The 13,444-nt window shown below is 41.6% G+C and carries 12 protein-coding genes; 8 read left to right on the forward strand and 4 right to left on the reverse strand.

Features of this window, described 5'->3' with window-relative positions; translation table 11 throughout:
* The 7 genes from PKO01S_RS19935 (at position 1) to PKO01S_RS19965 (ending at position 5,634) form a co-directional block, all read left to right on the forward strand.
* A complete protein-coding gene (locus PKO01S_RS19935; protein WP_127533199.1) occupies positions 1-819 on the forward strand; it encodes a sugar phosphate isomerase/epimerase family protein in 819 nt (272 codons plus the stop codon).
* A 38-nt stretch (positions 820-857) separates the two neighbouring features.
* A complete protein-coding gene (locus PKO01S_RS19940) occupies positions 858-2,216 on the forward strand; it encodes an ABC transporter substrate-binding protein (protein WP_127533200.1) in 1,359 nt (452 codons plus the stop codon).
* A 71-nt stretch (positions 2,217-2,287) separates the two neighbouring features.
* On the forward strand, positions 2,288-3,169 hold the full coding sequence (locus PKO01S_RS19945) for a carbohydrate ABC transporter permease (protein WP_127533201.1): 882 nt from the start codon (positions 2,288-2,290) through the stop codon (positions 3,167-3,169).
* Position 3,170: 1 nt separating this feature from the next.
* Positions 3,171-3,959, forward strand: a complete 789-nt coding sequence (locus PKO01S_RS19950; protein ID WP_127533202.1) for a carbohydrate ABC transporter permease — start codon at positions 3,171-3,173, stop codon at positions 3,957-3,959.
* A gap of 39 nt (positions 3,960-3,998) precedes the next feature.
* Entirely contained in the window at positions 3,999-4,367 is a 369-nt protein-coding gene (locus tag PKO01S_RS19955) for a tautomerase family protein (protein ID WP_127533203.1), read from the forward strand.
* Positions 4,368-4,391: 24 nt separating this feature from the next.
* Positions 4,392-5,135, forward strand: coding sequence for an SDR family NAD(P)-dependent oxidoreductase (locus PKO01S_RS19960; RefSeq protein ID WP_164779680.1), 744 nt, complete (start codon positions 4,392-4,394; stop codon positions 5,133-5,135).
* A gap of 37 nt (positions 5,136-5,172) precedes the next feature.
* Positions 5,173-5,634, forward strand: coding sequence for a VOC family protein (locus PKO01S_RS19965; protein ID WP_127533205.1), 462 nt, complete (start codon positions 5,173-5,175; stop codon positions 5,632-5,634).
* 59 nt (positions 5,635-5,693) lie between these two features.
* Here PKO01S_RS19965 and PKO01S_RS19970 read toward each other — a convergent pair whose 3' ends face one another.
* From PKO01S_RS19970 to PKO01S_RS19980, 3 genes are all read right to left on the reverse strand, one after another.
* Positions 5,694-6,806, reverse strand: a complete 1,113-nt coding sequence (locus PKO01S_RS19970) for a helix-turn-helix domain-containing protein (protein ID WP_127533206.1) — start codon at positions 6,804-6,806, stop codon at positions 5,694-5,696.
* 156 nt (positions 6,807-6,962) lie between these two features.
* Entirely contained in the window at positions 6,963-7,760 is a 798-nt protein-coding gene (locus tag PKO01S_RS19975; protein WP_127533207.1) for a nucleotidyltransferase domain-containing protein, read from the reverse strand.
* A gap of 129 nt (positions 7,761-7,889) precedes the next feature.
* Entirely contained in the window at positions 7,890-9,395 is a 1,506-nt protein-coding gene (locus tag PKO01S_RS19980) for a hypothetical protein (protein ID WP_127533208.1), read from the reverse strand.
* 409 nt (positions 9,396-9,804) lie between these two features.
* Here PKO01S_RS19980 and PKO01S_RS19985 point away from each other — a divergent pair, with 409 nt between their 5' ends.
* On the forward strand, positions 9,805-10,737 hold the full coding sequence (locus PKO01S_RS19985) for a hypothetical protein (protein WP_127533209.1): 933 nt from the start codon (positions 9,805-9,807) through the stop codon (positions 10,735-10,737).
* A 443-nt stretch (positions 10,738-11,180) separates the two neighbouring features.
* On the opposite strand, the gene PKO01S_RS19990 is transcribed toward PKO01S_RS19985, so the two are convergent.
* The gene (locus tag PKO01S_RS19990) at positions 11,181-12,866 is read right to left on the reverse strand and encodes an AIPR family protein (protein WP_127533210.1); all 1,686 of its coding nucleotides are present in this window, start codon (positions 12,864-12,866) and stop codon (positions 11,181-11,183) included.
* Between the last annotated feature and the right edge of the window lie 578 nt (positions 12,867-13,444).

Below are 13,444 nucleotides of genomic sequence, written 5' to 3' on the forward strand. Positions count from 1 at the left end.
ATGAGACTTGGGACATCTTCGCCATTAAGCCACAGCAGTCCACAGGAATGGGTGATGAAGCATAAAGCCTTAGGACTTGGAGCTGTAAATTTCCATCTCTCTTATGAAGATGATGAAACACTTATTGACGAGTATGTTAAAGAAGCCCGGAACAACGACCTGGTAATCGCAGAGGTTGGGGTTTGGCGCAATACATTGGATTTGAATGAAGCTGCACGTAAAGAGACTATGAAGTACGCCGTCGGGCAGCTTGAGCTTGCTGATCGGATCGGTTCCCGCTGCTGCGTGAATATTATTGGCGCCCGAGGCCCCCGCTGGGACGGTGCTTATAAAGAGAATTTCACGAAGGAAACGTGGGAACTGGCTGTTCGGACGATTCAGCAGATCATCGATGAAGTAAACCCTAAGAATACATGGTTTACAATCGAGTCCATGCCATGGATGTTCCCGACGGGACCAGACGAATATCTGAAGTTGCTTGAGTCTGTGGACAGAGATAGATTCGCGGTTCATATGGACGTTTTTAACTGGATAACGACACCAAGAAGATATTTCTTCCATGAGGAATTTATAAGCGAATGCTTCGAGAAGCTAGGCAAGCATATCAAGAGCTGCCATCTGAAGGGTGTCAAGATGGAGGACGACTATACGCTGTTCTTTAGGGAAACCAGTGTCGAAGACGGTGGAATCAATACCAAGCACCTAATCGAAACCGGATTATCCTTTGATAAGAACATGCCGTTTATTATCGAGCATCTTCATACAGATGAACAATATTTGAATAGTGTCGCGCACATTAAGTCACTAATGACGCTCTAAGCGTTCAGCAAATATTATCGTGGAAAGGGTGAATTGGAATGAAAAAATCAAAAGTAGTCGTTGTGAGCTTAGTCGCTTTAATGCTAGCGATGACATCTGCACTAACGGGATGCGGCAGCAGCAAAAAGACGGAAGATACTTCATCTGAAACGAAAGGCGAAGTCATGTGGTGGGGATGGACGCCAGGTTCCCCAACGAATGAGAAGTACATTGCGGAATTTAACAAAGAGTATCCGGACATCAAAGTGACGTGGAAACAAACATCGATCGATGCTTATGACGCGGCTCTCAAACCGGCTCTGGCAAACGGCAAGGGCGTCGACGCCTTTGAGGTTTCAGCGGGTTCGGGCAATGGCGGCATTCAAGTGTTCGGAGGGCAAGCCATTGACTTGACTGACGCTGTCAAAAAGGCTTTGGGCGAAGACTATAAAGACAAGCTCAACGAGGCCTCCATCACCACCATGACGGTCAACGGCCAGTTGAAAGCACTAGGCGTCGGAACGGTATATTCCGGAAATCTGTGGATCAACAAAGATCTATTCGATAAGTATAATGTAAAAATTCCTACTAATCTTGCCGAGTGGAAAGCAGCTTGCGAGATTTTCGAGAAGAACGGCATCTATGGTTTTGTACAAGGAGCAGGCCAAGGCGCATTTAACATCGATACTTTCCATGCAATCGCTGACAATGTAAGCCCTGGCAATTTCACGAAAGCAACAAGAGGCGAAATTCAATGGAGTGATGATTCGATCGTCAAAGCATTAGAGCTATGGAAAGGCTTGTTCGATGACGGAATTATGCAAAAAGGTGCTCTTGGTCTTCAACAATATCCAGAAGCAAACAATTTATTCATGTCTCAAAAAGCGGCTATGGTTATGATGGGCTCTTGGTATACGTCTAACGCTTTGCCAGATGCCATGAAGTCCGCTATTGAGTCCGCAGCTTCCAAAGAAGAGCCGTTCACCATGATTCCCATTCAATTCCCTGACATTGCAGGAACAGGAAATACGGGATCCATGTTCGGCGATTTAGACTATTCGACTGCAGTGTCTGCCACATCGAGCAATATGAAAGCTGCAACTACGTTTGCTGTCTGGCTTGGAACCTCTCAGAGCGGTCAACAGATTATTGCAGATTCCTTAAATGTCGTTCCTTCTCTGAAAACGGCAACTCCGGATTGGGATAACGTCAAACTCGTAAATCCCGAACAACAAAACGAACCTATCAAAAAATATCTTGAAAACGCAATGAATAGCGGCGATAACCCTCGTTTTGGAGGAATAAACGCGGATATGAACCAAGCGTTGATGGATGTATTGGCCGGCGTGGCGGGAGGAACGATCACTCCTTCCAATGGCGCTGCTCAGCTTGCCAAGACTCAAGCGGATAGCGAGTAGGGGATCATATTCTGATAGGGGCCTAGTTATGCTAGCGCCCCTATTATGTAGAGTTTAGGAGACCTGTAAACATGAAGAACAATTATACATCGAGATCCACGGCGATGAACGGACTTCCGTGGATTCTTCCAGCATTTATTTTTGTTGCGGGACTTATCTATTATTCGATATTTTATACGTTCAAATTGTCTACATTAGATTGGAATGGGCTTGATCCCATCCAGACAACGGTAGGCATGAACAATTATGATAAAGCGATTTCTGACTGGATTTTCTGGAAAGCGATCAAAAACACGGTTGTTTTTTTCCTGGTTACCTTCTTCATTCAAAACTTTTTGGGCTTTATATTTGCCGCCATTTTGCATTCAGACGTAAAGTTAGCGACATTGCACAAGTGCTTGATTTTTATACCGACAATCTTAGCGCCCGCGACGATGGCACCGGTATTCCGATTGCTATTCTCGCCTCAGGGAATGCTGCAGGATCTATTCGACACGCTTCATTTAGGCATAACCGTTGATTGGTTGGCAAGTCCGGATTCGGCGCTTCTCATTCTCATGATCGTTACGGTCTGGCAGTTCACGGGGATGAGTTTCATTCTATATTATGCGGCGATGAGTCAAATCGATAAAGAAATGCTTGAAGCGTCGCACTTAGATGGAGCAGGCAAGTTCAGAGCGTTATTGAGCATCGTACTGCCGAACTGCAAAAGCACGACGGTTTCTCTGGCCATGCTCGGGATCATAGGTGCTTTAAAAACATTCGATGTTCCTTATCTGATTACGACCGGCGGGCCGAATCACGCAACCGAATTTTTAGGAACGTATATTTTCAAACAGGGAATAAGGCAGTCTCATCTTGGCTATGCGGCTGCAATATCCGTCATGCTCCTTCTACTCGCAATCTGTGGTGCAATCCTTATCAATAGAGCCAATAAAGGAGGCGAGAAATAAATTGTTCGAAACGAGAAGCTTAAAAAGCAAAGTCGTATTGCAAGTCGTTCTGCTTCTACTGACGATACCTTATGCGATTCCGCTTGTTCAAATGTTCCTTGGCTCTCTCGGCGGAACGGGAATTTTAAATTATAAGGCGGTTTGGGACACAGGCGTCGTTCCAATCTATTTTAGAAACTCGTTCATTATATCGGCTGGCGTCATTTTGCTGGTTTATATATTCAGTATGACAGCCGGCTTCGGGTTCGCGAAATTACGCATATTCGGCAAAGAAGTGTTCTTCTGGTTGATTCTTGTTGCGCTCACTTTACCTGAAGTTATTTTGTTATCTCCATTGTTCGTCACGTTTCAAAAGCTGCATATGTTTAACACCTTTTGGGCTGTCATTTTACCTACTGCAGCATTGCAGCTGCCATTCACCATTCTGCTTGCCAGAAACTTTAACAGCGGCATTCCTAGCCAGTTAATGGAGGCAGCAAGAATTGACGGCGCGAATGTTGTTGCGACATTCTGGTATATCATCCTTCCGCTTACCAAACCAATTGCTGCATCGATTATTGTATTGACGCTCATCAACTCATGGAACACCTATCTCCTGCCGCTATTGTTCCTGCAAAGCTCGGATATGCAGACGGTAACGCTGCTTCCGCAATACTTCCAAGGTGAGTTTACGAATGATCAGACGAAGATCTTAGCGTCAGCCGTGCTCACCGCTATTCCCGTCATCATTGTTTATTTGTTCATGCAGAAGAGTTTTGAGAAAGGCATGAGTGCCGGTGCCTTGAAATAATCGCAGCAAAAGCAGATTACTAGTGAAAAGCAGGTGATCATGATGCCGTTGATTCAAGTTGACTTAATGAGGTCGGTTTTCGCGGATAAAGGAAAAGAACTATCAAATGCCATTCATCATTCGTTGGTCGCGGGTCTAGGCATGGATGCGACCGATCTATTCCAGGTGTTTAGACCGCATGATGAGGGAGAGATCATTTTCTCGCCGACTTATGACAATCGCGATAGACAAGATTTGATCATCATTCGAATTACAATGGTTCGTATGTTTTCGCTGGAGCAGAAGAAAAACACCTATAAAGAACTAACAAAGAGGCTAGTCGACATTGGAATCAGGCGCGACGATATTTTGGTCTGCGTTGTTGAGAACAGTGCTGAGAATTGGTCGCTCGGCGAAAGAGATGTCTGATTGCAGCAGCTAGGAGGAATGGGAATGAGAAAGTCATTGGATAAAGAATTGGTCGTTGTCACGGGTGCAGCGAATGGCATCGGCAGAGCGATCGCAGAACGTTTCATAAGCGAAGGCGCCGATTTGATTGTGGCGGATCGCAATATCGACAACGCAAAGAAACTATACGAGGGAAACCGTCAGGTCGTTGACATTCTCCAGGTTGATGCCACCAACGTGAATGATTTAGAGAAAATAGCGGAATCCGTTAGAAGAACAGGGCGCAAACTGAAGGCCGTTCTACCGATTGTCGGTAACGGACCGACAAGCCCGATTTCAGAAGTCACGCCGGAGCAGTTTCATTTGACCATGAACCTGAATGTTTTCTCGGCTTTCTTCACGGTGCAGAAGGTACTTCCTTATATGTCCGATAAATCTTCAATCGTTCTCATATCGTCCATCGCAGGCTTCCAAGGCGGGAAGAACGCCATTATCTATAACGCGGCGAAAGCAGCGGTCAGATCTATGGCACGTTCGTTCTCAGGAGAGCTTGCAGAGAAGGGAATTCGAGCAAATGCGATAAGTCCTGGTCCAACGGATACTAAGGCGTTTACGGCTTTTGTACAAGGTGATGATGAACTACGAGACCATATCGTTTCGCAGCTCCCCATCGGGCATATCGGACAACCTAGCGAGATTGCGGCGGTTGCCTTGTTCTTAGCGTCCGACGAATCCTCTTATGTGACGGGCGCTGAAATTATTGCCGACGGCGGTTTCACCAATCGATAATCGAATAAAAAAATAGATCATATAAAGGGAGATCACAATGACATTATCATCTACGAAAATCGTTAAGGTTATTGTCGTAACAGACAATCTTGAAAAAACAGCATCCGCCTATAAAGCTTTGCTCGGCACAGGGAAAGAACCTGCTGGGCTTCATGCAGAGCATAAAGCGGTAAGAACACCTTTTACGAAGTATAAAGGTGCCGACATCACAGATACGCCAATGAAGGTAGAGAGTGTTTTCAGCGATAATTTCTGGTTTGAAATTATCCAGCCTCTCGGAGATAATGACCCCTGGGCAGCTTGGTTAAAGGAACATGGCACGTCCATTTGCTCCATTTGTTTGTTGTCGGACGGACCTTTAGAGAATGACGAAGAAACGATGAAGAATGCAGGCTTTGAATCACTGTTTAAACAAGAAAAAGGCTATGAGGCGTATGAATACTTCGACACATCAAGTGTGCTTGGCGTTTTAGTTGAGGTAAAAGAACAGTATAAATAAAGGAAAAGAGGTGGCGAATTCGTTCGTCACCTCTTTCCGTGTGCTCCAAGTGTCGATCCTTATATAACAATATCTCCTTGATTTCTTAGACTATGCATGGTTTCGAGGACCCGTTTTTGAGAGATTGCCATATCTGAAATTGCAGGCGTGCCTACAGTATTTATCCCGTCCATCATAACGAGAGCCCGTTTGTTCGAAACATTCTTCAGTAACTTCGCCTGGATTTTACCGCTTCCTCCACACATGGCTGTAACCAGGGTGACTTCATCAATATCCCTAAGCAGCCTCTGCAGAGACCTGTCATCCATCCGACTGATTGGCTCCTCTAATAAGGACGTTTCTTTAGAGACCGCGGATCTGTTCTCATTCTCGGCAATAAAAGTCTCCAGCTTCTTGCGTTGAGATTCACGATCCAATCCGAAATGCTTGTCCATCTCTTCAATGAAATCATCACCGAAGAACGAAGAAAGCTTTTCCCGCAAAACTACAGTATGGACACCTTCTTGAATAGAAAGCATGGCCTCCATAATGAGTATTCTGATTAACAGCTCCTTTCCTCTATACCCTCCGCATAAGACATAATTCTGTAGGATTTCTCTTAAGGATTTCGGCTCGATTCCATCTATAAGCAACTGAATGGACTTTTTAAAAAATTCAGGGTAGACCCTCTCCATTTCCGGCTCAAGCGACAATAGTCCAGACTGTTGCGCCTTGTCGGATAACTCGAGCACTTTCTCTAGCGTTCTTAGTGCTTCTCTCTTTTCATCATGGCTACAAGTCAGGTTCTCGTAAATCCTCATATCGTAGATAATGGTACTTACCTCCTCGAGTTTAGGGTCAGCCATTTTGTCATTTAGCTTTTTGTAATCACCCGGAGTTAAGCCGTAATATTTTTTAAATGCTCTGCAGAATCCATCCTGAGACTCGAACTTGTATTTTGCAGCTATTTCGATAATGTTGAGCTGCTTTGATATTAATTCCTGTGATGCTGCCCGTAGCCGTAACCTGCGTACATATTTCATTGGCGCTTCTCCCGTGCACAGAAGAAAGAGTCTATGAAAGTGATAAGGAGAAAAATGTACATGGTCAGCCAAGCCTGCCAGAGTTATCTCTGCGGAAAGGTTTGCATGGATGTAGTTGATGGCTTCCTGTACATGCTTTGAATAATGCATATTCTCCTCCGGCTAAGTTCTGGTTTAATACTATCATCGAATCGTTCTTTAGCTCTCGACCGTTTTTGCTAACGATATAGAAAAGCCGGCATGCACCTCAAGGGAGGGGCTCACCGGCCATTTGTTTGCCTGTACAACGTATTATTAGGTGCTCACTCAAAGGTCTTCAATTGGCGGCTCATGCGCGATCCAGTTGAGCTCGCTGTCGTGGAGGAAGTGATTCGGCCAATCGAGCGAGTTCTCTTCTAACCCAATGAATTGCAGCACTCGATGGCAGAAGTCGTTCACATCATCCTGCGTATGGTTAGCCAGCAAATGCTCGATGGATGAGTCAAAATTAGCGGGTTTATGAGGTGCAGACCGGACTACGTTTAGCAGCCATTTATGAAAAGGGTACAACATCTGGTTTTCGTTCAAGATGAGGCGGCATGCGAAAAGCGTGATTTTATGAATGGCAGCAGACTTTAGGTAAGGGTTGTCCTTCTTCACTCCCTCGCTGTAGTACCACTTCCATGCCAACAGTTGTGCAGCGAATCTAGTTCGGCGTCGGCTCTGATCCTGTGTAGGGAATTGAGTGATTTGGTTGATGAGTTCTTGAATGTTGTCGATTCTGGACCAAAGGATTCGGCAGTCTTGGAACGCATATCGCGCAGGATCGCTGCCTTGGCTTATGATCATGTTTATCAGCGACAAGCTGACGATTTTACAATCTACGTAGCCCCCGGGATAGTTTGCAATATTGTCCAACTCGCCGTAACTACTGAAGGTAAGTTGATTGCTTGCCTTCCTCCGCTCATACTCGGACTCTTCGACGATGAGCATAACATCAACGTCCGAATCCGGCTTAGCAAAACCATGTGCAAGGGAGCCTCCGAGCAAAATAGCTAATACAGCTGGATCGTCCTTGTTGAGCGCGACGTATTTCTCTATCGTTTCTACATGGTGTTGATTCATTGTGCACACTCCCCTTAGGTTGGCATCTTATAGATTGCAGATGCTCCCATTATACACCGATTCGAGTTAGGGTAGGTTACCTGCTCCTGCAAATCTGTCAACACATTCTCCAATACGCTGTAATGCCAGCTACTTCTTAAGGTTTGTAATAGCTATATCCGGCTTCCATTCTACATCTATTGTGCCTATTTTCTTCAACTCACTTTTATCCATACGATAAACATTGATCGTATCTGCATTACGTATATCAAAATCGACATGCTCATAATAAGCTCTATCCATGATTATTGTGTAAATCTTACCCTTATACTTTTCAAAATAGATATTCTCAGGATAAGACGACCCTTCATTCTCATCATATATTTTATATTTGGAGTTGCGCCCCTCATCATTGGTGTCATACAACTCATACCTATTATTTTGCTTCTTAAATATTGCATAACCATTTACGTATAATGTTGAATTCAGTCTAGTTTGTGACCAAGCATCCCATTTAAAAAATATTTCTTCTTCTCCGTCATTATCCACGTCTGCTATGGTATATGTTTTGTCCAAAAACGGTTCCCTGGCATCACGATCGATCAGTGAATATAGATGATCAGTAGTTTGCAGCACATGCTCATCTGGAATATCTTCGTCAAAGAAAGTCATTTTCTTAGCATATTTATCTTTAAGATAAAGGATCACGTCTTCATTACTGTTCGTGCTAATTTCGTAAGTCGGATAGGTAATATTAATGCTGGCTATCCTTTCTGCCTTATTACCGTGTACATAATAGATTCTCAGTCCTATATCATCAAACACGACCAGATATACTTTATTACTACTCTTAAAAAATTGAATATCCGAATATTCCCCTTCATGCTCACTTTCGTCAGGTATTTCAAGATTCCATTCTGAATATTTCGAGGTTGCCTCGTCAATTTTAAAAAATTGTGTAAAAGGATAAAGGCCTGTTCCGCCTAAACCATGGCAGCCTATCTCATCTATTCCGTCATTATCAACATCCGTCAAATAGCATTGCCCAAATTCACTATCAAGGGATTCGCTCATTCCCAATTCACTCAACGTTGTATAGGTATTATCAATGATCAGTCCCCCTTCTTTTCGTTGTCCGGATGAATTAAAGAAGGGGATATTTTGTTCTGCCGAGTATTTAACATTTTCACTATGAGGGTTTGAATTATTTTTAAAATTTTCAATAACGATGTCCTCAATGCTAAGATCCGAATATTCTTCGTCTTTGTATTCATTTTGAACACCAAGAAGATTAATAATTTTCTCTTTATTCTCATCTAAGAAATCGCCATTTCCCGGGTCTATGTAATAAGTAAAAATATCATCTACGGATACCTCATAAAACCCACTTGTAGGGTCAGTAGCGACATACTTGATTTTATCTATACGGATATCTATTTTCTCACATGCTAAATCAATTGCCTGATTGTAACTTAGCTTCGGCTTATCATTCCTTCTCGAATGATCTTCATCCGCTATTTTCGTGGGGGTATTAGTAGGCATTGGAGCAACGGAAACATTATCTTTCGTTTGTACACATGAAGTCAGCAGACAGAGCATGAGAAAGGAAAGCATACTAGCATATATAATCTTCCGCTTGTTTTTAAAATCCTCCATCTGGACCTCATGACCTCATTTCGATAGCATTATTAAGTTTTAGAATTATATTTACTTTATCACAAAACTGGTTGCAGCAGTAAAGATGACACAGCTGTAGAAATTTCACTTACTGCTCCAATCACTCCGGCTTCTTATCCCCCACGAAACCCTAAGCTCTCCGAGGATATGCCAACGCCAATATGCAACGATCTCTTTGGAGATGCTTGGGAGTGCATTAAGAGCAGTAAGCCCGTAAATGACGGGGCTCGGGAAGCAATACCGTTTCATACACCTGAGGCTGATTCAGATCGAAGCATTGAATGGTTGTTTGCATCTAATCAACGTTATAATTTAATCTCTAAAAAATTGTAGAATTCTAACAATTAGTATTATAATTTTGATAAGCCAAAGCGAATGGAGCTAACCAATGAAAATAGAGGAAGCATATAGCACTGACTATAATGATGTTGTGGATGCCGAAAAAGCATATGACCTCTTTTGGTCTGGTGAAATTAGGGATAAAAGGAATTTTGAATGCCCCGATCAAAATTGTGATGCTCGAATAACATGTGCGAACCTAGATAAAGCACGAGATAAAATGAAAAATATCCTTCATTTCAAATCTTATGGTGTTCACTCATCAGAATGTAATGTTGTATCTGATAAAAGTAAGGTAAATCGCCCACAAGATGACGCTGACCCCAGTGTACCTAGAAACAGCTATGTAGATTCCGAAACAGACGTTCTCTTATTAAGACGTCTCAAACAACATTCAAGCATTGTAAGTACTCACTCCGGTATTTCTGTTGTAGACCCCAAGGACATTAAGAAAAAAATGAAGCAGAGCTATTTCATGTTGAGAAACTCAAAAAGAGATCCTGAGTATAGCACGATAAAACCATTGGTCTCGAAATTTGAGGATTACTTGTTGGAGGGTACACTCTCTACGCACCATATTAAAATCTCGGATTATAAAGTAAGCTACAAAGATATGTTTGTTGAAGTGAATGGCCAAGAGTTTAATGCACTTAGTGAATATCCACGAATATACTATGGTGAAGCCACAATAATTAAGGCTCGCAACAACGACTACAGAATTCGTTTTATAGATCAAATTAATCACGAGGGAAAGTGTTTTAATCCTGAAGTTTACGTACATGAATCAGTGTTAAATAAGCACTACATGCGACGTTACTGGAAGAATTTACTGAATGAAATTCTATCATTAAAAGGTAGAGCGCGTTTTTTTGTTTATTGTAAGCCGAATTTTAATGAAAATACTAAAAATAATATTACAACTACGTATTTGAATTTTAGAATCAACAGCCTGGATTATCTTGAATTTAGGCATTTATTATAATTTGTTAACCATAAATTCCCGTCATTGCTTGATGGCTTTTTTACATAAATTACTATAAAAAAAGAAAAAACATATCACTGTGACGGACAACCCAAATGGCGATGTATTTACAATCTGCATATTGTAATGCCTTACGCGGTTTTTCTTTATCTCCCGTCACAACCGGGTTTTCACTGTACGAACTCCAATCACTCCAACTGTCGAGTTAACTTGTGATACGTTTCCCCGCAAAAGAGCTGTCGGCAAAAAAACGTTGTGGCTCATTATAACCAGCCGTCTCTTTCAAGCGGGGACTACTAAATCTCGTCATAATAGTCTAGTCTGTTTCGCCCTTACCCCCATAACTTATCCAATCACTCTAACTAATAAAGTAATTTATAACTGTTCACCTGTTGTAACAGCAAGTTAAAAGGCCCTCAAATGAGGACCCAAGTATAAAAAGGCTAGTTTATTACTGTATTTACAATATCAGTACACTTAGTTCTATTTTTAAACAAAACAGCCAGTGTATCCTGAGGGTATTTCTCCCCGATGACATCTTTTATTTCAAGATAGTATTTATGTGTATAATCAAAAATAAGCTGCTTAGTGATCACTCCGTTAAAGTTAAAACTAACATCCTTCAACCTATTACAATCTAAATCTTTAAACACAAGCATGGATATAATTCTATTCCCATGAACTGCAACCCCATAATCCCTTCCTGACTTCGGAATTCCGTTTAGAATATTTGTAAGTGCATCATCAACTAACCTCTGTACCTGCACACAACGCCAAGTGTAATGACCGGTAGTAGCACGATTAAATATTTGCTTGTAGTACCCTTTTTCAATGTCGTCCCACATCTTACTAATTTTACTTTTTAGTTGCACTACAGTATTAACATTTTCAGTAGCACATGCTAAGGCTGTAGTACTTTCGTTTAGATCAAAAGAGTTTTCGTTCTTCTCCAATACTTCGGATCGTAAAATATGATAGGTTACCCCATCAATTGCAAGCTCTGTTTTTATCCTACTTTGTTCTGGATCTAGAGAAACAAAATCCCGGCTATCAATTTTATTTTGTTTATTGTTGCTTTTTGTAATCTGCTCACCAAAATCATCTTCCGATTCGCCAACAGATATAATTCTAATTGGAATATAAACCCGATCTAAGTTTTCCTTAGTCTTCTCTCCATATTTACCAATAGTACCTACCGTTTGTGCTCCATTAACAATACTGATATCCTCACAAACGAATTGACCAACATCTCTGTCCGCTCCACCGAGCATAGTCTTTTCAGCTTTCTTACATACCATGGTTACTCCGTTATTGTAATACCAGAATTTTTCTGGTTCTTTCTCTATAGTCCTGCGTATTTCTTCGTTGACATCTGTATCCCCTAATATTCCCCTAATATTTTTATTAAACAACCTAGATCTGTAGTCGTCCCACCACATAGCCACTTCCAAACCACTAACCTGCCCGTAGTATGCTAATCTTGGTTCTTGAACTCTACCCCAAGATTTAATACTAATAGTTAAATCTATTGGTTCACCAGAAAGTCCTACAGCTAGCGATGAATGAAGGGCTTTTTGATGCAATACATTAAGATAGACCAGCTCACTTGTGTCATTTATTTCATCTAAAAAATCATATAAAGTTCTACGCGAATGTTCTGATAAATCATTGGAACCCGTATAGCACACAATCAATTGGTATGTAGTTTTTGAGTCACATACTGCCTTCGTAATAACCTCTTCAACTTTTCTAACTCTCTCATTAAATCTGTCAAAAGACAGATCAAATAAATCCTTAACTCCATCAACGAACTTCTTGACATCACCAGAATCAGGTTCTCCTCGCCCGTTATGTATCCATTTCGATTGGACCAGATACAAAACCTTGTTTCTCTCATCGTAGTAAACCGCATCTATCCCATTATCTTCAGAGCCATCGGTAATAGATCTAGCTGCTAAAGATGACTCAATTTGTGCACAGTGCTGAAGAGAATATGCTGCAAGAGATCTAGTAAGTAGATAGTTTTTCTTATGTTCATCAGGAGCAGTCATAACATCTCCTAAATCTACAATATTCTCATATAATTCTAGTATTTTACTCTTAATTTGATTGACGTGTAACATGCTCATCCCAAGTATTCCTCCATAATTATCGTTACATAAGTTATTCTACATAGAATGGATTTACCCTCCAAAAATCTCTTGTACTAAGATTCTAATTTTATTAATCCTATACTCTAAATTATTAATCCTTCGTTGATATTTGACCCAAGTAATATTAATTGTTGATTCAAAGGACATGTAAGTCCAAGCAACAATGTCCACAAGAAGTTTGAATGCAACCACCCTGAGGTAACGTTGCAACACACTTTCTTCAGTTGATTTTTTTACTTCCAAAAAATAAAAATACAGAGCAACGGCACCCTCTCGCCGTGCTCTGCATTACAATTCATATACTACTATACTTTCTTCAACCCTTACTCTTCCCCCACCGCAACCGCATTCTCCCCATTACTACTCCAATCACTCAGCTTAAGAGCTGGCTTCGGAAACCTTTCAGAGCATATACGTGGAATATCAAGAAGCGTGGTGCTCAGATGCGGACTGCCGACCCAATTCTTATCTTGCCATTTATTTCAAAATACTCTATACTATCTTTGGAGTGGGACGAAGCTAGGGTAACCGAGCTTTGAACCAGAACATTTGAA

The sequence above is a fragment of the Paenibacillus kobensis NBRC 15729 genome (assembly GCF_004000825.1).
GTDB classification, from domain to species: Bacteria; Bacillota; Bacilli; order Paenibacillales; family Paenibacillaceae; genus Paenibacillus_T; species Paenibacillus_T kobensis.